At 73.4% G+C, this 19969-nt stretch carries 17 protein-coding genes and 1 tRNA gene; 1 reads left to right on the forward strand and 17 read right to left on the reverse strand.

The genetic code is table 11. The annotated features are described in order from the left end of the window. Positions 1–186 precede the first annotated feature (186 nt). From BJ989_RS12570 to BJ989_RS12590, 5 genes are all read right to left on the reverse strand, one after another. Complete coding sequence (locus BJ989_RS12570; protein ID WP_179518488.1) at positions 187–1050, reverse strand: ABC transporter ATP-binding protein; 864 nt, start codon at positions 1048–1050, stop codon at positions 187–189. Beyond that, positions 1047–2024, reverse strand: a complete 978-nt coding sequence (locus BJ989_RS12575; protein ID WP_179518489.1) for an ABC transporter ATP-binding protein — start codon at positions 2022–2024, stop codon at positions 1047–1049. The genes BJ989_RS12570 and BJ989_RS12575 overlap by 4 nt, the downstream gene beginning before the upstream one ends. Beyond that, positions 2017–3003, reverse strand: coding sequence for a branched-chain amino acid ABC transporter permease (locus BJ989_RS12580; protein WP_179518490.1), 987 nt, complete (start codon positions 3001–3003; stop codon positions 2017–2019). Before BJ989_RS12580 ends, BJ989_RS12575 begins: the two co-directional genes overlap by 8 nt. A gap of 10 nt (positions 3004–3013) precedes the next feature. Continuing rightward, complete coding sequence (locus BJ989_RS12585; RefSeq protein ID WP_218848810.1) at positions 3014–4387, reverse strand: branched-chain amino acid ABC transporter permease; 1374 nt, start codon at positions 4385–4387, stop codon at positions 3014–3016. Between the two features lie 169 nt (positions 4388–4556). Beyond that, positions 4557–5171 (reverse strand): ANTAR domain-containing response regulator, encoded by a 615-nt coding sequence (locus tag BJ989_RS12590; protein WP_343049332.1) that lies wholly within the window; start codon positions 5169–5171, stop codon positions 4557–4559. Positions 5172–5223: 52 nt separating this feature from the next. Between BJ989_RS12590 and BJ989_RS12595 the strand changes: the two genes are divergently transcribed. Then, positions 5224–5296: transfer RNA gene (locus tag BJ989_RS12595), tRNA-Leu, on the forward strand. Between the two features lie 15 nt (positions 5297–5311). On the opposite strand, the gene pyk is transcribed toward BJ989_RS12595, so the two are convergent. The 12 genes from pyk to hisI all read right to left on the reverse strand — a co-directional run bounded on the left by pyk (position 5312) and on the right by hisI (position 19947). Continuing rightward, positions 5312–6757 carry a pyruvate kinase gene (gene pyk, locus BJ989_RS12600; RefSeq protein WP_179518491.1) on the reverse strand — a complete coding sequence of 482 codons (1446 nt, stop codon included), beginning with the start codon at positions 6755–6757 and terminating at the stop codon, positions 5312–5314. 135 nt (positions 6758–6892) lie between these two features. After that, a complete protein-coding gene (locus BJ989_RS12605; RefSeq protein ID WP_179518492.1) occupies positions 6893–8362 on the reverse strand; it encodes a glutamate synthase subunit beta in 1470 nt (489 codons plus the stop codon). Between the two features lie 32 nt (positions 8363–8394). Continuing rightward, the gene (gene gltB / locus BJ989_RS12610) at positions 8395–12936 is read right to left on the reverse strand and encodes a glutamate synthase large subunit (protein WP_343049333.1); all 4542 of its coding nucleotides are present in this window, start codon (positions 12934–12936) and stop codon (positions 8395–8397) included. Positions 12937–13122: 186 nt separating this feature from the next. Continuing rightward, positions 13123–13839, reverse strand: coding sequence for a VIT1/CCC1 transporter family protein (locus tag BJ989_RS12615; protein ID WP_343049334.1), 717 nt, complete (start codon positions 13837–13839; stop codon positions 13123–13125). A gap of 47 nt (positions 13840–13886) precedes the next feature. Beyond that, a complete protein-coding gene (gene lgt, locus BJ989_RS12620; RefSeq protein WP_343049335.1) occupies positions 13887–14849 on the reverse strand; it encodes a prolipoprotein diacylglyceryl transferase in 963 nt (320 codons plus the stop codon). Then, entirely contained in the window at positions 14846–15508 is a 663-nt protein-coding gene (locus BJ989_RS12625; RefSeq protein ID WP_343049336.1) for an SCO family protein, read from the reverse strand. The genes lgt and BJ989_RS12625 overlap by 4 nt, the downstream gene beginning before the upstream one ends. Next, positions 15501–16343 (reverse strand): tryptophan synthase subunit alpha, encoded by an 843-nt coding sequence (gene trpA, locus BJ989_RS12630; RefSeq protein WP_179518494.1) that lies wholly within the window; start codon positions 16341–16343, stop codon positions 15501–15503. Before trpA ends, BJ989_RS12625 begins: the two co-directional genes overlap by 8 nt. Further along, a complete protein-coding gene (gene trpB, locus BJ989_RS12635; RefSeq protein ID WP_179518495.1) occupies positions 16340–17629 on the reverse strand; it encodes a tryptophan synthase subunit beta in 1290 nt (429 codons plus the stop codon). The genes trpA and trpB overlap by 4 nt, the downstream gene beginning before the upstream one ends. Beyond that, a complete protein-coding gene (gene trpC, locus BJ989_RS12640; protein WP_179518496.1) occupies positions 17626–18453 on the reverse strand; it encodes an indole-3-glycerol phosphate synthase TrpC in 828 nt (275 codons plus the stop codon). The genes trpB and trpC overlap by 4 nt, the downstream gene beginning before the upstream one ends. A gap of 138 nt (positions 18454–18591) precedes the next feature. Continuing rightward, positions 18592–18831: an HGxxPAAW family protein gene (locus BJ989_RS12645; protein WP_179518497.1), complete on the reverse strand. Its 240-nt coding sequence runs from the start codon at positions 18829–18831 to the stop codon at positions 18592–18594. Between the two features lie 58 nt (positions 18832–18889). Beyond that, positions 18890–19591, reverse strand: coding sequence for a Trp biosynthesis-associated membrane protein (locus BJ989_RS12650; protein ID WP_179518498.1), 702 nt, complete (start codon positions 19589–19591; stop codon positions 18890–18892). After that, positions 19588–19947 carry a phosphoribosyl-AMP cyclohydrolase gene (hisI, locus tag BJ989_RS12655; protein WP_179518499.1) on the reverse strand — a complete coding sequence of 120 codons (360 nt, stop codon included), beginning with the start codon at positions 19945–19947 and terminating at the stop codon, positions 19588–19590. Before hisI ends, BJ989_RS12650 begins: the two co-directional genes overlap by 4 nt. Positions 19948–19969 lie beyond the last annotated feature (22 nt).

Consider the following 19969-nt stretch of genomic DNA (forward strand, 5'->3'; position numbering starts at 1 on the left):
CCCCGGACCCGCTCAGGGTCCGGGGCCTCCGTCGTGCGCCCTGCGTGCGCCGCGTCGCGCGCCCGGTCGTGCCCGCCGGTCGTGCGCGGCGACCGGCGGGCACGGCGCCCTGCGGGCGCGCAAGACGCCGAGGCCCCGCACCCGGGAGGGGTGCGGGGCCTCGGCGTGACGGCGTACGTCGCGTCGTCAGGCGGTGGGCGGCTCCACCGTCGCGGCGTGCGAGCCGCTGCGCTCACCCGCGCCGTGCGGGGTGCCGGCGCCGTCGCCCTGCGGGGCGCGCTCGGCGTCGACGTCCTCGGCGAGCGTGCCGAGGTAGAGCTGGATGACCTTGGGGTCGTTCGCGAGCTCCCGGCCGGTGCCGGTGTAGGCGTCGCGGCCCTGGTCGAGCACGTAGCCGCGGTCGCAGATCTGCAAGCACCGCCGCGCGTTCTGCTCGACCATGACCACGCTCACGCCGGTCTTGTTGATCCGGCGGGTGCGCAGGAAGGTCTCGTCCTGCCGCACCGGCGACAGCCCGGCCGAGGGCTCGTCGAGCAGCAGCACGGACGGCTCCATCATGAGTGCCCGGGCCATCGCGAGCGACTGCCGCTCACCGCCGGAGAGCGCACCCGCGCGACGGTCCTTGCGCTCGTGGAGGACCGGGAAGAGGTCCCACATCGCCGCGAGGCGCTCCTGCAGCTTCTTGGGCCGCATGAACAGACCCATGCGGAGGTTCTCCTCGATGGTGAGCGAGGGGAAGACGTTGTTGGTCTGCGGGACGAAGCCGACCCCCATCTGCACCAGCTTGTTGGCCCGCAGGTTGGTGATCTCGCGGTCCTGCAGCGTGACGGTGCCGGAGTGCACCTTGACCAGGCCGAACATCGCCTTGAGCAGGGTGGACTTGCCGGCGCCGTTGGGACCGATGATGCCGATCATCTCGCCGGGGTAGGCCACGAGGCTGCACCCGTTGAGGATGTTGACGCCCGGCAGGTAGCCGGCGACGACGTCGCGCGCCTCGATGACGGGCTGCGTCGTGCCGGCCTGCGGCGCCGGGGTTGCCTGCTGGGTCATGCCTGCTCCTTGCGCTGGGCGTCCTCGGCCGCGACCTCGTCGGCGAGCTGCTCCTGCACCTCGTCGTTCAGCAGCGCGTCGTCGCCGAGGTCGGTGTCGTGGTGGGCGCCGAGGTAGGCGTCGATCACGGCGGGGTCGGACATCACGGTGTCGGCGGGGCCCTCGGCCACCACCTTGCCCTCGGCCATCACCACGACCCAGTCGGAGATGTGGCGGACCATGTGCATGTCGTGCTCGACGAAGAGGACGGTCATGCCCTCGTCGCGCAGGCTCTGGATGTGCCCGAGCAGCGACTGGGTCAGCGCGGGGTTCACGCCGGCCATCGGCTCGTCGAGCATGATCATCGTCGGGTCGCTCATGAGGGCCCGCGCCATCTCGAGGAGCTTGCGCTGGCCGCCGGAGAGCGAGCCGGCGAAGTCGTCCTTCTTCTCGAGGAGCTTGAAGCGCTCGAGCAGCTCGAGCGCCTTCTCGGTGTTGGCCTTCTCCTGCGAGCGCCACAGCGGGCGGACCACGGACTTCAGCAGGTTCTCACCCGCCTGGTCGCGCGCGCCGAGCAGCATGTTGTCCATCACCGTCATGCGGCTGAGGGCCTTGGTGAGCTGGAAGGTCCGCACCATGCCGGCCAGCGCCACGCGGGAGGCCGAGGTCTTGCCGAGCTCCTTGCCCTCGAAGCTCCACCGCGCCCCGCCACGCCCGGCCGAGGTCGGCCGGTCGAAGCCGGTGATGAGGTTGAAGAAGGTGGTCTTGCCGGCGCCGTTGGGGCCGATCAGCGCGGTGATGATGCCGCGCTGGACCTCCACGTGCTCGACGTCGACGGCCGTGACGCCGCCGAAGTTCCGCACGATGCGGTCGACCTCGAGGATCGGGTCGGGCTTGGGCGCACCGGGCTCGCGCGGCACGTCGGCCATGAGCGCGCGGCGTGCCGCGGGGTCGGCCAGGCCCGTGCGGGCCGGCGCGAGGGTCGGGTCAGACATTGAACTTCAGCTCCCTCTTGTCGCCCAGGATGCCCTGTGGCCGGAAGATCACCAGCAGCATCAGCACGACGCCCACGACGATGTAGGAGAACTGCTCGGTCTGCGAGGTGTTCATGATCGAGTCGGGCACGTAGGCGTTCGCCGTCTCGCGCACGAGGATGCGGCCGGCGAAGAACAGGATCGTGCCCAGCACCGGGCCGAACAGGGTGGCCGCGCCACCCAGCAGCAGCGCGGTGTAGATGAAGAACGTCAGCGAGCGGCCCATCGCGTCGGCCTGCACCGAGGTGGGCAGGACGTAGAGGATGCCGCCGACGGCGCCGAGCACGCCACCGATGACCAGCGCCTGCATCTTGATCGCGAAGACGTTCTTGCCGAGGCTGCGGATGGCGTCCTCGTCCTCGCGGATGCCGCGGAGCAGGCGGCCCCAGGGGCTGCGCACCAGCAGCGTGACCACGAGCACCGACACGAGCACCAGCGACCAGGCGACCACCCGGATCCACCAGCCGTTGTTGCCGGTGTTCTGGTAGTCGAAGGGGCCGATGTCGGTCGAGCCGGTGCCGAAGAAGGACAGGTCGCGGAACGCCTGGTTGTACGTCGAGCCCGGCAGGCCCTGCGAGCCGCCGGTGACGTCGGTCAGCAGCGACGAGCGCCCGACGTAGCGCACGATCTCGGCGGCCGCGATCGTCACGATCGCGAGGTAGTCACCGCGCAGCTTCAGCGTCGGGATGCCCAGCACGATCGCGAAGAGCGTCGCGGCCAGCAGGCCGACCAGCACCGCGAGCGGCAGCGGCGCGCCCTCGATGGTCGCGACCGCGAAGCCGTAGGCGCCGAGCAGCATGAAGGCGGCCTGGCCGATGTTGAGCATGCCGGTGAAGCCGAAGTGGATGTTGAGGCCGATGACGGCGATGGCGACGGCCGCGGTCGAGGGCGAGATCGCCTCGCGCAGCATCGCCTCGAGGATGTTGACGACGGTGTCCATGGGTCCTTCCTCAGCCGATCCGCTCGGGCTTGCCGAGGAGGCCCTGCGGCCTCACCAGCAGCAGGAGGATCAAGATCAGCAGGGCGGTGGCGTACTTGAAGTCGCCGGGCACGCCGACGACCGGGGACATCTCGACCACCATGCCGACGATCAGCGCGCCGACGAGGGCACCGAATGCGGTGCCGAGGCCGCCGAGGGTGACGGCGGCGAAGAGGATCAGCAGGATCTGCAGGCCGGAGTCCCACTTGATGCCGTTGGTGACCAGGGCGTAGAGGATGCCGCCGAGGCCCGCCAGGCCGGCGGCGACGGTCCACACGAGGCGGATCACCCGGTCGACGTCGATGCCCGAGGCCGACGCCAGCGCGGGGTTGTCGGAGACCGCGCGGGTGGCCTGGCCGATGCGGGTCTTGGTGAGCGCGAGGCCGACCGCCGTCAGCACGACGACGGCGATGGCCATCGCGACGTAGGACTGCGTGGTCATCGTGATCGGCCCGAGGCTCAGGACCTCGGGGTTGTCGCGCACGACGCGGACGGTGCGGGCACCGACGAAGTACTGGAAGGAGTACTGCAGCGCCAGCGAGAGACCGATCGTCACGATCATCATCTGCACCAGGCCGAGCCCGCGGCGCCGCAGCGGTTGCCACATCACCCGGTCCTGGAACCACCCGGTGAAGGCGCACAGCAGCACCACGACCGCGCCGCCCACCCACAGGTTGAGCCCGCCCTGGTTGACCAGGAAGTAGGCGAGGATGCCGCCGAGCGTGACCTGCTCGGCGTGGGCGAAGTTCGACAGCCCGGTCGTGCCGTAGATCAGCGACAGGCCGACCGCGGCCAGCGCCAGGAGCAACCCCAGGCGCAGGCCGTTGGCGGCGCTCTGCAGGGCGTAGTCGAGGCGGTCGCGCTCCGCGGCGTAGTCGCCGGTGCGGACCGGGATGATCACCGCGGCGGTGCGGCCGAGCTGCGCCTGGACCCGCACCTCGCCGCTGCCGGTGGCACCGACGTCGTCGGGCAGCGTGTCCTCGTCGAGCGCGAGGACGTACTCTCCGGGCTCGGTGACCTGCAGCTGGTACTTGCCGTCCTCACCGGTCTCGACGCTCTCGGCGTAGCCGCCCGGACCGGTGACGTCGATGGTCACTCCCGCGACGACGTCGGACTCGGTGCGCAGCGTGCCCGCGATGCAGGCGACGGTCTCGCTCGGGAGGCACAGGGTGGCGACCTGCGCAGGCAGGGCGGTGCGCGGGGCGGCGGCAGCGGCGGGCGACGCCGACGCGGGACCGGCGGCCAACGTCAGCAGCGGCGTCAGGACCAGCAGCGCGAGCAGCCCGAGGAGCCCCGAGACTCCCGCACCTCCTGTCCTGGGACGGAGCGTGTGGCGAGCCTTCAAGATCGGATCCTCCTGTCGAGGCGCCCGGGCGCGGACGCTGCAGAGGAGTGTAGGGGTGCACCCGCGTGATCTGCGTCATGCGGGGTAGCCGCGCCCCGACCGATACCCAACGGTGACCTTCAGGCCCCCAACCGCCTGCACACGGCAACCATCCCCGCGTGCTGCGGGCTCAGCCCTCCGCGATCCCCGGCCCGTGGGTGAGGACCCCGTCGGCGACCTGCCGCATCGAGAGTCGCAGGTCCATCGCCGTCTTCTGGATCCAGCGGAAGGCGTCGGGCTCGCTCAGCCCGAGCTGCTCCTGCAGCACCGCCTTGGCGCGGTCGACCGACTTGCGGGTCTCGAGCCGCTCGGTCAGGTCGGCGACCTCGGCCTCGAGCAGCTGCACCTCGGCGAAGCGGCTCACCGCCATCTCGATCGCCGGCACCAGCTCGGTGCGGGAGAAGGGCTTGACGAGGTAGGCCATCGCGCCCGCGTCGCGCGCGCGCTCGACGAGATCGCGCTGCGAGAACGCGGTGAGGATGACCACCGGCGCGATCCGCTCGGCGGCGATGCGCTCGGCGGCCGCGATCCCGTCGAGCACCGGCATCTTCACGTCGAGCACGACCAGGTCGGGGCGCAGCTCCTGCGCCAGCTCGACCGCGCGGGCCCCGTCGCCGGCCTGGCCCACGACGTCGTAGCCCTCCTCGCCGAGCATCTCGGCGAGGTCCATGCGGATCAGTGCCTCGTCCTCGGCGATCACCACGCGACGGGTCGGACCGGACGGGCTCGAGGATGCGCTGCTCACGGGCTCCAGGCTAGTGGGTCGCCGCGGTCGGGTAGGTTGTGCCGTCGTCCCGGCCCCGGTATCCCAACGGCAGAGGAAGCGGTCTCAAACACCGTCCAGTGTGGGTTCGAATCCCACCCGGGGCACCCGGCGGCGCTCGCTCAGAGGCGGCGGTAGGCCGGCGCGACGCCGTTGATGGCGTCGCCCATCCGGTGGATGCGCAGCGCGTTGGTCGAGCCCGGGATGCCCGGCGGGCTGCCCGCGATGATGACGACGAGCTCGCCCTGCTCGACGCGGCCGATCTGCAGCAGCGCCTCGTCGACCTGGCGCACCATCTGGTCGGTGTGCTCGACCGGGTCGGTCTTGAAGGTCTCGACCCCCCAGGTGATCGACAGCTGCGAGCGGGTGCTGTCGAGCGGGGTGAAGGCGAGGATCGGGGTGGTGGCGCGCAGCCGCGACAGCCGCCGCGCGGAGTCCCCGGACTGGGTGAACGCGACGAGGTACTTCGCGCCGACCCGCTCCCCCACCTCGGCCGCGGCCTTGGTGATGACGCCGCTGCGGGTGCGGGGGTTCCACGGGATCTCCGAGACGTGCTGCAGCCCGTGCTCCTCGGTGGCCGCGATGATGCGCGCCATCGTCTCGACCGCGCCGACGGGGTGGGCACCCACCGACGTCTCGCCGGAGAGCATCACCGCGTCGGCGCCGTCGAGCACGGCGTTGGCGACGTCGGAGGCCTCCGCGCGGGTGGGCGCGGGCGCCGAGATCATCGACTCCAGCATCTGGGTCGCGACGATCACCGGCTTCGCCATGCGGCGGGCGCGACCGATGATGTCCTTCTGCAAGAACGGCACGTCCTCCAGAGGGCACTCCACGCCGAGGTCGCCGCGGGCCACCATGAGGCCGTCGAAGGCGTCGACGATGCCGTCGATGTTGTCGATCGCCTGAGGCTTCTCGATCTTGGCGATGACCGGGACGTGCACGCCCTCCTCGTCCATGACCCGGCGGACGTCCTCGACGTCGGCCGCGTTGCGCACGAAGCTCAGCGCGACGAAGTCGACCGAGAGCGACAGCGCGAAGCGGAGGTCCTCGACGTCCTTCTCCGACAGCGCCGGCACCGACACCGCGACGCCCGGCAGGTTGATGCCCTTGTGGTTGCTCACCGTGCCGGCGACCACCACCTCGGTCACGACGTCGGTGTCCTCGACCGCGGTCACCCGCAGCCGCACCTTGCCGTCGTCGACGAGGATGGGGTCGCCGGGGCTCACGTCGCCCGGCAGCCCCGTGTACGTCGTGCCGGCGACCTCGGCGTCGCCCGGGACGTCGCGCGTGGTGATGGTCCACGTCTGGCCCGCCCGCAGCTCGACCGGCCCGTCGGCGAAGGTCTCGAGCCGGATCTTGGGGCCCTGCAGGTCGGCGAAGATGCCGACGCCGTGACCGGTCTCGTCGGCGGCCTGGCGCACGGTGCGGTAGGCCCGGGCGTGGTCGGCGTGGGTGCCGTGGCTCATGTTGAGCCGGGCGACGTCCATGCCGGCGTGGACCAGCTCGCGGATCCGCTCCTCCGAGGAGGTGGCCGGGCCCAGGGTGCACACGATCTTGGCTCTCCGCACGTGCTCCACCCTAGCTCACGTTGGATCGATCAAAGGGGCGGCGGCCGCCCGTCGTCCCGGTGACTGGGACGTACTCCCCGGTAGCGAGCGACGCCTCACGGCCCACCCTGCAGGTGGGCCGTGAGGCTGGCCGGCTCAGCCCGCGACGAGGGGGCGGTCGGTCGGTGCGACCGGGCGCGGGAGCGCCGTGCTGCCGGTGAGGAACTCGTCGACCGCCGCGGCCGCCGCGCGGCCCTCGGCGATCGCCCACACGATGAGCGACTGCCCACGACCGGCGTCGCCGGCGACGAAGACGCCCTCGACGGTCGTGGCGTAGGCCGCGTCGCGCACGACGTTGCCGCGCTCGTCGAGCTCGACGCCGAGCTGCTCGAGCAGGCCGGTCGGCTCCGGGCCCGTGAAGCCCATGGCGAAGAGCACCAGGTCGGCCGGGATCTCCCGGGCGCTGCCCTCCACCTCCTGGAAGCGGCCGTCGACCATCTCGACGTCGACGATGCGCAGCGCGCGGACGTGGCCCGCGTCGTCGCCGAGGAACTCCTGGGTCGACACGGCGTAGACCCGCTCGCCGCCCTCCTCGTGGGCGGAGCTGACCTTGAAGGTCATCGGGTAGGTCGGCCACGGCTGCGAGCTCGGCCGCTCCTCGGCCGGGCGCGGCATGATCTCGAGCTGCGTGATCGAGGCCGCGCCCTGGCGGATGGAGGTGCCGAGGCAGTCGGCCCCGGTGTCGCCGCCGCCGATGATGACCACGTGCTTGCCGGCCGCGGTCACCTGGCCCTCGACCTGCTCCCCCAGCGCGCTGCGGTTGGCCTGCGGCAGGAAGTCCATCGCCTGGTGGATGCCGGCGAGCTCGCGGCCGGGCGCGGGCAGGTCGCGCGGCACCGTCGAGCCGGTGGCCAGGACGACCGCGTCGTAGCGCTCGCGCAGCTCGCGCCCGGTCAGCTGACCACCCACGTCGACCCCGGCCCGGAAGACGGTGCCCTCGCGGCGCATCTGGTCCAGGCGCCGGTCGAGGTGCTTCTTCTCCATCTTGAACTCGGGGATGCCGTAGCGCAGCAGCCCGCCGATCTTGTCGGCGCGCTCGTAGACCGCGACGGTGTGGCCCGCCCGGGTCAGCTGCTGGGCGGCCGCGAGGCCGGCCGGGCCCGACCCGACCACGGCGACCGTGCGGCCCGAGAGCCACTCCGGCGGCTGCGGGCGCACGAAGCCCGACTCCCACGCCTTGTCGGCGATGGAGACCTCGACGTTCTTGATCGTCACCGGGTCCTGGTTGATGCCGAGCACGCAGGCGGTCTCGCACGGTGCCGGGCAGAGCCGACCGGTGAACTCCGGGAAGTTGTTGGTCGCGTGGAGGCGCTCGATCGCGCCCTCCCAGTCGTCGCGCCACACCAGGTCGTTCCACTCGGGGATGATGTTGCCGAGCGGGCAGCCCTGGTGGCAGAACGGGATGCCGCAGTCCATGCAGCGTCCGGCCTGCGGCGTGATGATCGGGAGCAGGGCCCGCCCGACGCCGTCGGGGTAGACCTCCGCCCAGTCGTTGACCCGCTCGTCGACGGGTCGACGGGGCGCGCCCTTGCGCCCCTCCTTCAGGAACCCCTTCGGGTCAGCCATGCTCTGCCACCCCCTTCATTCCTTCGCTGCGCTCATCCATGGAGTGCCTCCATCATCGCGTGGGCCGTCTGGTCCTCGTCGAGGCCGGCCTGCTCGGCCTGGGCCTTCGCCTCGAGCACCTTGCGGTAGTCGGTCGGCATGATCTCGGTGAAGCGGGCCAGCGCGGCGGGCCAGTCGGCCAGCAGCTCCTCGGCCACCGTCGAGCCCGTCTCCTCCTGGTGCTGGCGCACCAGGGACTCGAGCTCCGCGGCCGCGTCGTCGACGACGGGGCGCAGCTCGACGAGCTCGCGGTTGACGCGACCCTCGTCGAGGTCGAGCACCCAGGCCACGCCGCCGGACATGCCGGCGGCGATGTTGCGCCCGGTCGGGCCGAGCACGACCACGCGGCCGCCCGTCATGTACTCGCAGGCGTGGTCGCCGACGCCCTCGGTGACCAGGGAGGCACCCGAGTTGCGCACGGCGAACCGCTCGCCCACGGCGCCGCGCAGGAAGACCTGCCCCGACGTGGCGCCGTACGCGATGGTGTTGCCGGCGATCACCTGCTCCTCGGCGCGGAAGCCCGCGGCGCGGTCGGGGCGGACGACCACCCGACCGCCCGAGAGCCCCTTGCCGACGTAGTCGTTGGCGTCGCCCTCGAGGCGCAGCGTGATGCCGCGCGGCAGGAACGCGCCGAAGGACTGGCCGGCCGAGCCGGTGAAGGTCAGGTCGACCGTGCCCTCGGGCAGGCCCTCGGCGCGGTAGCGCTTGGTCACCTCGTGGCCCAGCATCGTGCCGACGGTGCGGTTGACGTTGCGGATCTGCAGCTGGGCGCGCACCGGCTCGCCGCGCTCGAGGGCCGGGGCGGCCAGGGCGATCAACTCGTTGTCGAGCGCCTTGTCGAGGCCGTGGTCCTGCGTCGTGGTGTTGCGCAGCGCGGCGCCCTCGGGCAGCGCAGGCTGGTGCAGCACCGGGGTGAGGTCGAGGCCGGAGGCCTTCCAGTGCTCGACGGCGCGGGCGACGTCGAGGGCGTCGACGCGGCCGATCGCCTCGTCGAGCGTGCGGAAGCCCAGCTCGGCGAGCAGCTCGCGCACCTCCTGGGCCACGAACTCGAAGAAGTTCACGACGTGCTCGGCCTTGCCCGTGTAGCGCTCGCGCAGCGTGGGGTTCTGCGTCGCGACGCCCACGGGGCAGGTGTCGAGGTGGCAGACCCGCATCATGATGCAGCCGGAGACCACGAGCGGTGCCGTCGCGAAGCCGTACTCCTCGGCGCCGAGCAGCGCCGCGATGACGACGTCGCGGCCGGTCTTCAGCTGACCGTCGGTCTGCACGACGATGCGGTCGCGCAGGCCGTTGAGCAGCAGCGTCTGCTGGGTCTCGGCGAGGCCGAGCTCCCAGGGGCCGCCGGCGTGCTTGAGCGAGGTGAGCGGCGAGGCGCCGGTGCCGCCGTCGTGGCCGGAGACCAGCACGACGTCGGCGTGCGCCTTCGAGACGCCCGCCGCGACCGTGCCGACCCCGACCTCGGCCACGAGCTTGACGTGGACGCGGGCCGACGGGTTGGCGTTCTTCAGGTCGTGGATGAGCTGGGCGAGGTCCTCGATGGAGTAGATGTCGTGGTGCGGCGGCGGGCTGATGAGCCCCACGCCCGGCGTCGAGTGCCGGGTCTTGGCCACCCACGGGTAGACCTTGTGGCCGGGCAGCTGGCCGCCCTCGCCGGGCTTCGCGCCCTGCGCCATCTTGATCTGGATGTCGTCGGCGTTCGTGAGGTACTCCGAGGTGACGCCGAAGCGCCCGCTCGCGACCTGCTTGATCGAGCTGCGGCGCTCGGGGTCGTAGAGCCGCTCGGAGTCCTCGCCGCCCTCGCCGGTGTTGGACTTGCCGCCGAGGCGGTTCATCGCGACCGCGAGGGTCTCGTGGGCCTCCTGGCTGATCGAGCCGTAGGACATCGCGCCGGTCTGGAAGCGCTTGACGATCTCCGAGACCGGCTCGACCTCCTCGATCGGCACCGGCGCCCGGCCCGCCGTCTCGGCGTCCTTGAAGCGGAAGAGCCCGCGCAGCGTCATCAGCCGCTCGGACTGCTCGTCGACGCGCTGGGTGTACTGCTTGAACACGTCGTAGCGGCCCGCGCGCGTGGAGTGCTGCAGGCGGAAGACGGTCTCGGGGTCGAACAGGTGCGGCTCGCCCTCGCGGCGCCACTGGTACTCCCCGCCGATCTCCAGCTCGCGGTGCGGGTCGCGCACGCCCGAGCGGGGGTACGCCGCAGCGTGGCGGCGCGCGACCTCCTCGGCGATGGTGTCGAGCTCGACGCCGCCGAGCTTGGAGGTGGTGCCGGTGAAGTAGCGGTCGACCACCGACTGCGCCAGGCCGACGGCCTCGAAGATCTGCGCCCCGGTGTAGGACGCGACGGTCGAGACGCCCATCTTGGACATCACCTTGAGCACGCCCTTGCCGAGCGCCTTGACCAGGTTCGCGACCGCCTGCTCGGGCTCGGTGGTGACGTAGTAGCCCTCGCGGGCGAGGTCCTCGACCGACTCCATCGCCAGGTAGGGGTTGACCGCGGCCGCGCCGTAGCCGACCAGCAGCGCGACGTGGTGCACCTCGCGGACGTCGCCGGCCTCGACCAGCAGCCCGACCTGGGTGCGGGTCTTCTCGCGCACCAGGTGGTGGTGGACCGCACCGGTGAGCAGCAGCGACGGGATGGGCGCGAGCTCGGCGGTGGAGTGGCGGTCGGAGAGCACGATGATGCGCGCGCCGTCGGCGATCGCCTGCGACACCTCGGCGCAGATCTCGTCGAGGCGGCGCGCCATCGCCTCGCCGCCGCCCTCGACCTCGTAGAGGCCGCGGGCGACGTGGGTGATGAAGCCCGGCATGTCGCCGTCGCGGTTGATGTGGCGGATCTTGGCGAGGTCGTCGTTGTCGATGACCGGGAAGGGCAGGACGACCTGCCGGCACGAGGCCGGCTGCGGCTCGAGCAGGTTGGACTCGGGTCCGATCGAGCCGTTGAGCGAGGTGACGAGCTCCTCGCGGATGGCGTCGAGCGGCGGGTTGGTCACCTGCGCGAAGAGCTGGCTGAAGTAGTCGAAGAGCAGTCGCGGCTTGTCCGACAGCGCCGCGATGGGGGTGTCGGTGCCCATCGAGCCGATGGGCTCGGCGCCGGTGTTGGCCATCGGGGTGAGCAGCACGCGCAGCTGCTCCTCGGTGTAGCCGAAGACCTGCTGACGGCGGGTGACCGAGGCGTGGGTGTGCACGACGTGCTCGCGCTGCGGCACGTCGTCGAGGTGGATCAGCCCGGCGTGCAGCCACTCGTCGTAGGGGTGCTCGGCGGCGAGCTCGGCCTTGATCTCCTCGTCCTCGACGATGCGGTGCTCGTCGGTGTCGACCAGGAACATCTTGCCCGGCTGCAGCCGGCCCTTGCGCACGACGGTCGCCGGGTCGATGTCGAGCACCCCGACCTCGGAGGCGAGCACGACGAGGCCGTCGTCGGTGACCCAGTAGCGGGAGGGGCGCAGGCCGTTGCGGTCGAGGACCGCGCCGATCTGCGAGCCGTCGGTGAAGACCACGCAGGCCGGCCCGTCCCAGGGCTCCATCACGGTGGAGTGGAACTCGTAGAAGGCGCGGCGCGCGGCGTCCATCTCGGCGTGGTTCTCCCACGCCTCCGGGATCATCATCAGCACCGCGTGGGGCAGCGAGCGCCCGCCCATGTGCAGCAGCTCGAGGACCTCGTCGAAGGACGCCGAGTCGGAGGCGCCCGGCGTGCAGATCGGGAAGAGCCGCTCGAGGTCGCCCGGGATGAGGTCGGAGGCCAGCAGCGCCTCGCGGGCCCGCATCCAGTTGCGGTTGCCCATCACGGTGTTGATCTCGCCGTTGTGGGCGATGTAGCGGAACGGGTGCGACAGCGGCCAGCTCGGGAAGGTGTTGGTCGAGAAGCGGCTGTGCACGACGGCCATCGCCGAGGTCACCCGCTCGTCGGTGAGGTCGGGGAAGACCACGTCGAGCTGCTCGGGGGTCAGCATCCCCTTGTAGACCAGGGTGCGCGAGGACAGCGACGGGAAGTAGACGTCGGTCTCGCGCTCCGCGCGCTTGCGCAGGACGAAGGCGAGCCGCTCGAGGCCCAGGCCGGTGACCCGCGCGCCGGCGCCGGCGACGACGACCTGGCGGAAGGTCGGCATGACGCCGAGGGCGGTCCGCCCGAGCGGGGCCGGCTCGACGGGCACGTCGCGCCAGCCGAGGACCTCGAGGCCCTCCTCCGCGGCGATCTCCTCGATGCGGCGCTGGGTGTCGGCGACGTGGTCGGCCTCGCCGGGCAGGAAGGCGGTGCCGACCGCGTAGGCCCCGGCCGGGGGCAGCTCGAAGCCGACGACCTCGCGCAGGAAGGCGTCGGGCACCTGGATCAGGATGCCCGCGCCGTCACCGGAGTTGGGCTCGGCGCCGGCGGCGCCGCGGTGGTCGAGGTTGAGCAGGGCCTTCACGCCCTTGCGCACGATGTCGTGGCTGGCCTCGCCGGTCAGGGTCGCCACGAAGGCCACACCGCACGCGTCGTGCTCGTGCGCCGAGTCGTAGAGCCCTTGCGGCGGCGGGAATGCGGAGTGGAGCGTCACCGGGCATTCTCCCGTCGTCGTCAGCGTCGGGGCGCAGGAGGGCCCGGACGAGTGATGATGCATGGCGGCAGGGGACGGCGTTGGCCCTAGCAGAGGTCGAGGCTACCACCCGGGCGCCGGCGGACCCGTCCTCGGCGAGAGGACGGACGTCACACCCGGAGCGGCCCCGGACGGCCCGGGGCGGCGTTAGACCGCGGTGCCGACAGCGGTGCCCACCGCGTACGTCGCGGCGAAGGCGAGCCCGCCCAGGAGCGCCTGGCGTCCCCCGCCGTACCACCACGAGCGGCTCGTGACCCGCGAGACCACGGCGCCGCACGCGAACAGGGCGACGAGCGTGAGGACCACGGCGAGCAGCAGGCTGTCGAGGCCGAGCACGTAGGGCAGCACCGGCACCGCCGCACCCACCGCGAAGGCCGCGAAGGAGGAGCCCGCGGCGACCGCGGGCGAGGCGAGGTCGTCGGGGTCGACGCCGAGCTCCTCCTGGGCGTGCACGGCCACCGCGTTGTCGACGTCGCGGTGGATCTCGCGGGCGACCTCGGCGGCGAGCTCGGGTGAGAGGCCCTTGGCGACGTACATCGCGGCCAGCTCGGACTCCTCCGCCGGGCCGTTGCGCTCGATCTCGCGGCGCTCGACCGCGATCTCGCGCTCGGCGGCCTCGGACTGGCTGGCGACCGAGGCGTACTCCCCCGCGGCCATCGAGAACGCGCCCGCTGCGAGGCCCGCCAGGCCGGCGAGGACGACGGCCGAGGAGTCGGCGGCACCGCGCGTGCCGCCGGCGACGCCGGCGATCAGGGCGGCGTTGGAGACCAGGCCGTCCATGGCGCCGAAGACGGCCGGGCGCAGCCACCCGCCCGTGACGTCGGGGTGCTCGTGGTCGATCCGCGGGGCCTCGGTGGTGGTCACGCGTCGAGCCTAGGCAGGCACGGCGCGGAATTCACCGAAGGTGAGGCTCACCTGCCCGGCTCGTCCTGCAGCTGCTCGTCGTCGCGGAGCGGCGCACGGCCGGGGAGGTAGACCTCCTCCTCGCGGCCGCCCCCGGCCCCGCTGCGACGGCCCGCGAGCACGAACCAGGCGGCCGCCGCGCAGAAGAGCAGGACGGAGGTCCACACGTTGAGCCGCAGGCCCAGCACGTCGTCCATCTGCACGTCGTCGATGCGCAGCGTCTCGATCCAGCCGCGGCCCAGGGTGTAGGCCATGACGTAGAGCGCCGCGACGCGGCCGTGCCCCAGGCGCAGGCGCCGGTCGAGCCACACCACGACCGCGAAGGCGGCGAGCGACCACAGGCACTCGTAGAGGAACGTCGGGTGGAAGGTGGTCTCGTCGAGGTAGGCCGACGGCCGGTAGGCCGGGTCGATCTCGAGGCCCCACGGCAGGTCGGTGGGCCGACCGAAGAGCTCCTGGTTGAACCAGTTGCCCCAGCGCCCGACGGCCTGGCCCACCAGCACCGCCGGCGCGAGGGCGTCGAGCAGCGGCAGCACCTTGATGCCGCGGCGTCGCGCGCCCCAGGCGGTGGCCAGGGCACCGACGGCGATGGCGCCCCAGATGCCGAGCCCGCCGCGCCACACGTAGAGCGCGGTGACGGGGTCCTGGCCCTCGCCGAAGTAGAGCTGCCAGTCGGTGAGCACGTGGTAGAGCCGGCCGCCGACGAGGCCGAGCGGCACCGCGAGCACCGCGAGGTCGCCGATCTCGCCGCTGGTGCCGCCGCGGGCCACCCAGCGGCGGTCGGCGATCCAGATCGTGAGGACGACGCCGAGGATGATCGAGAAGGCGTAGCCCCGCAGCGGCACCGGCCCGAGCTCCCACGTGCCCTGCGAGGGGCTCGGGATGCTCGCGGGCAGCAGCGCCGCGCTCTGCGCGAGGTCCAGCACCGCGCTCTGCGCGAGGTCGAGCCCCGCGACCAGCAGCCCGCTCACGAGGCCAGCCCGTCCTCGAGCAGCGCCTCGGCGTCGTCGCCGAGCAGCGCCTGCACGTCGGCGGCGAGGTCGGCCGCGGAGACGTCCTGCGTCCACAGGATCGGCGAGGTGCCGTCGGGCAGGACCCCGGTGACGTGGGTCGAGTGGGTCTCGAGGTCGTAGCCCCCGCTGGGCAGTCGCTGGCCGTCGCTGACGTAGACGGCGAGCGGCTCACCGGTGGCGACCACCTCGTCGAGCTCGCCGGTCAGGCCGGTGGCCGACGGGTCGAAGCGGTCGAGGTAGTCGCGCAGCACCGGGCCGGTGTCGCGCGCGGGGTCGGTGGTGACGAAGACCACCTCGACGCGCTCGCGGTCGGCCTCGTCGAGCCGGTTGAGGGCCGCGGCGACCGTCGACATCACCGCCGGACAGACGTCGGGGCACCGCGTGTAGCCGAAGAAGACCAGCGTGAGGTCGGCCGTGGCGTCCTCGGCGAAGGACCACGGCTCGCCCGCGGTGTCGACGAGCGACGTCGCGGGCACGGCGTACGGCGCGTGGACGGCGCCGGTGAGCGCGGCCGGGGCCTCCTCGGCACCGGCGGCGCAGCCGGTCGCGAGCACGGCCGCGGCCAGCGCGGCGACCAGGGCACGCGCGTGGGTGCGACGCGGACGGCTCTCACGCACGGGCCGGCTCCTGGGGGGTCCGGACCGCGCGCCGCACGCCTCCGGCGAGGTCCTCGGTGAGGGTGCGCAGCGCGGCCAGCCCGGCGGGCAGGTCGTCGGGGTGGTCCTGCAGGGCCCGGACGAAGGCCGAGCCCACGATGACGCCGTCGGCGAACGAGCCGACCTCAGCGGCCTGGTCGCCCGTGCTCACCCCGAGCCCGACGCCGACGGGCAGGTCGGTCGTGGCGTGGGTGCGCGCGACCAGCGGTGCTGCGAGGTCGCTGGTGGTGGCCCGGGCGCCGGTGACGCCCATGACCGCGGTGGCGTAGACGAAGCCGCGGCAGGCGGCGGTCGTCATGGCGACGCGGGCGTCGGTCGAGGAGGGCGAGACCAGGAAGACCTTGTCCAGCCCGTGGTCGTCGGCGGCCGCGATCCACTCCGGCGCGCTGTCGGGCGTCAGGTCGGGCGTGATCAGCCCGGCCCCGCCGGCGGAGGCCAGGTCGGCGGCGAAGCGCTCGACGCCGTAGCGCTCGACGGGGTTCCAGTAGGTCATGACGAGGGTGGGCGTGCCGGTCTCCGCAGCCGCCTCGACGACGCGCAGCACGTCGCGGGTGCGGGTGCCGCCCTCGAGCGCCTGCTGGGCGGCGGCCTGGATGGTGGGGCCGTCCATCACCGGGTCGCTGTAGGGCAGGCCGATCTCGAGCACGTCGCAGCCCGCGTCGACCATGGTGCGCAGCGCCTCGACCGAGCCCGCCACGTCGGGGAAGCCGGCGGGCAGGTAGCCCACCAGCGCCGCGCGGCCCTCGGCCCGGGCGCGAGCGAAGGCGGCCGCCGACCCGGTCGCCGACCCGGTCACGGCCGGCCCTCCGCCGCGTCGGGCTGGCCGAGGCCGAACCACTCGATGGCGGTGCCCATGTCCTTGTCACCGCGACCGCTCAGGCTGATCAGCACCGTCGCGTCGGGGCCCTTCTCCGCCGCGAGGCGGGTCGCCACGCGGATCGCGCCGGCCACGGCGTGCGCGGTCTCGATCGCCGGGATGATCCCCTCCGTGCGGCTCAGCAGCGCCATCGCCTCCATCGCCTCGGCGTCGGTCACCGGCTCGTAGGTGGCGCGGCCCGTGGCGGCGAGGTGGGCGTGCTGGGGCCCGACGCCGGGGTAGTCGAGCCCGGCCGAGATCGAGTGGGACTCGCGGGTCTGGCCGTCGTCGTCCTGCAGCACGAAGGTGCGGGCGCCGTGCAGCACGCCCGAGCTGCCCCCGACGATGGTCGCGGCGTGCCGCGGGGTGTCCACCCCGTCGCCGCCGGCCTCGAAGCCCCACACCTCCACGTCCTCGTCGTCCAGGAACGCCGCGAACAGGCCGATCGCGTTGGACCCGCCGCCCACGCAGGCCGCGACGGCGTCCGGCAGCACGCCGTACTGCTCGAGGCACTGTGCGCGCGCCTCGTCGCCGATGCCGCGGGTGAAGTCGCGCACCATGCTGGGGAAGGGGTGCGGGCCCGCCGCGGTCCCGAAGAGGTACGCCGTGTGGTCGACGCTGGCGACCCAGTCGCGCAGCGCCTCGTTGATCGCGTCCTTGAGCGTGGCGCTGCCGGACTCCACCGCGACGACCTTCGCCCCGAGCAGGTGCATGCGCGCGACGTTGAGGGCCTGGCGGCGGGTGTCGACCGCGCCCATGTAGACGGTGCAGTCGAGCCCGAAGTAGGCCGCGGCGGTCGCGCTCGCGACGCCGTGCTGCCCGGCGCCGGTCTCGGCGATCACGCGCGTCTTGCCCATCCGCTTGGTCAGCAGCGCCTGACCGAGCACGTTGCGGATCTTGTGGGCGCCGGTGTGGTTGAGGTCCTCGCGCTTGAGCAGGATGCGGGCGCCGACCTGCCGGCTGAGGCGCTCGGCGTGGTAGAGCGGGCTCGGCAGGCCGGCGTAGTCGCGCAGCACGGCCTCGAACTCGGCGACGAAACCCGGGTCTGCCATCGCGTCGTGCCAGGCGTCGGTGAGCTCGTCGAGCGCGGCGACCAGGGCCTCGGGCATGAAGCGGCCGCCCCAGCCGAGGGCCGGGTCGCCGAAGTAGCCGCGCTCGTCGGCGTCGAAGCGGCCTCGGGCCGCGGGTGCGGTCGGGCCTGCGGGTCCGGGTGCGACCTGGGTCATGCGAGGGTCCCTCCTGCGGTGGGGCTCGGGGTGCGGACCGGGAGGCCGGTCATGGCGCGCACGGCCGCGGCGGGGTCGCCGTCGCGGACCAGCGCCTCTCCGACGAGCACCGCGCGGGCGCCCTCGGCGGCGAAGCGGGCGACGTCGTCGGGGCCGGTGACGCCGGACTCGGCGACCAGGACCCGGTCGGCGGGCACCAGCGGGGCGAGGCGGCCGAAGGTGCCCGCGTCGACGTCGAGCGTCTTGAGGTTGCGGGCGTTGACCCCGACCAGCTCGGCGCCCAGGGCGACCGCCCGCTCGGTCTCGGCCTCGTCGTGCACCTCCACCAGCGCGGTCATGCCGAGCTCGCCGACGAGGTCGTGCAGCCGGCGCAGCGAGGCGTCGTCGAGCGCCGCCACGATCAGCAGCACCAGGTCGGCGCCGGCAGCGCGGGCCTCGACGACCTGGTAGTCGGCGACCACGAAGTCCTTGCGCAGCAGCGGCACGTCGACCGCGGCGCGCACGGCCCGCAGGTCGTCGAGGCTGCCGCCGAAGCGGCGCTGCTCGGTGAGCACGCTGATCGCGGCGGCCCCGCCGGCGGCGTAGGCCGCGGCGAGCGTCGTCGGGTCGGGGATGTCGGCGAGGTGGCCCTTGCTGGGGCTGCGGCGCTTCACCTCGGCGATGACCGAGGTGGTGGAGGCGCGCAGGTGCGGCAGCGGGTCGCGCACCGCGTCGGCGTCGGCGAGGGCCGCCCTCAGCTCGCGCAGCGGCGTGCGCGCCTCGCGGGCGGCGAGGTCCTCCCGCACGCCCGCGACGATGTCGTCGAGCACCGAGGGCACGGACATGGGGCTCCCCTCCACGGGTGGACGTCGGTCGCGAGGGCGGCGACGCTGCCGGCCACGCGGCGGCCGGGCGCGCGGTGCGCGCGGCGGGGCCGCCTCGGCCCCCAGTCTCTCACCCGGGGCCAGCGGACGGGGAGCGGCTCAGTGGTCGCCGGAGCGGGCGCCCGCGGCGGAGTTGGCGCTCGAGCCACCGTGCAGGCCCAGCTTGACCATCACCGCGAAGACGACCAGGGATCCCACGCCGAGCGCCACGCCGACCCAGAAGACCGGCATCTTCACCGGGTCGAACATCAGGCCGATGCTGCCCACCAGGAAGCCGGCGAGGGCCACCGCGACGGCGGTCCAGGCTGCGGGGGTGTTGCCGTGGCTGTCAGCAGACATGGCGGGCGGGCTCCTCGGGTTGTGCGGTGTCGGTGGGGGCCGGTGGGCCGCGGCCAGTCTAGGGGGCCGGGTCGGCCGTCGGGTCGCGGCCCTCGTCGATCGCGCGCCACAGCGCGCGCTGGGCGTCGCCGTCGACCGCGCCGTCGACGCCGCCCGCTCCGTCCGCTCCGGCCACGCCGTCCTGGCCGTCCTGGCCGTCCTGGCCGTGCTGTGCGTCGCCGCCGTGCGGCGCAGCCGGGGCGGCGGCGGCAGGTGCCGGGGCGGCACCGGGTGCACCGCTCGGTGCGTCGTAGCGCGCACCCATCTCGGGCCAGTGGGGCACCCACGCGACCGCGGCCGCCAACAGCGCGACGGAGAGCAGGGTGGCGACCCACGCCGCGGCGTACCACCCGGTGACGGAGACGTCGGGCGAGCCGGCGCCGGCCGCGACGTAGGGCTCGCGCACGCGCGCGGTCAGGCCGGGCAGGCCGGCGCCGAGCGCCACCGCCGCGCCCAGCGCCGCCAGGAGCCCCAGCGCCAGGACGGCGCGGCGCACCCGGCCGCGCAGCACGAGCATCGCCCCCCAGGCGGCGAGGACGACGAGGGACAGCGCCTGCGGGAGCGGCAGGTCGGTGGCGGGGGGCCGCACGAGCGCCCCGTCGGTGCCGTCGACGCCGCCGACCTCGACCGCCGGGCGGGCAGTGGCGACGGCGGCGAGCGCGGCGGCGCCGAGGCCGAGGAGGGTGGTGCGCCCGAAGGTGCGGCGCCGCGACGTGCTCACGCCGGGTCGGCGGCGAGCGGGAGCAGGTCGGCGTCGAAGCAGGTGCGCTCGCCGGTGTGGCAGGCCGGTCCCTCCTGCTCGACGCGCACGAGCAGGGCGTCGCCGTCGCAGTCGAGGCGCACCTCGCGCACCCACTGGCGGTGACCGGAGGTCTCCCCCTTGACCCAGAGCTCCTGCCGCGAACGGCTCCAGTAGGTGGCGCGGCCGGTGCTGAGGGTGCGGGCGAGCGCCTCGTCGCTCATCCAGCCCAGCATCAGCACCTCGCCGGTGTCGTGGGCCTGCACGACGGCGGCGACCAGGCCGTCGTCGGTGCGCTTGAGGCGGGCGGCGACCTGCGGGTCGAGAGTGGTGCTCACGCCCCCAGTATCGCGGCCCGCC

It is taken from the genome of Nocardioides perillae, from assembly GCF_013409425.1.
In the GTDB taxonomy this organism is placed as follows: domain Bacteria; phylum Actinomycetota; class Actinomycetes; order Propionibacteriales; family Nocardioidaceae; genus Nocardioides; species Nocardioides perillae.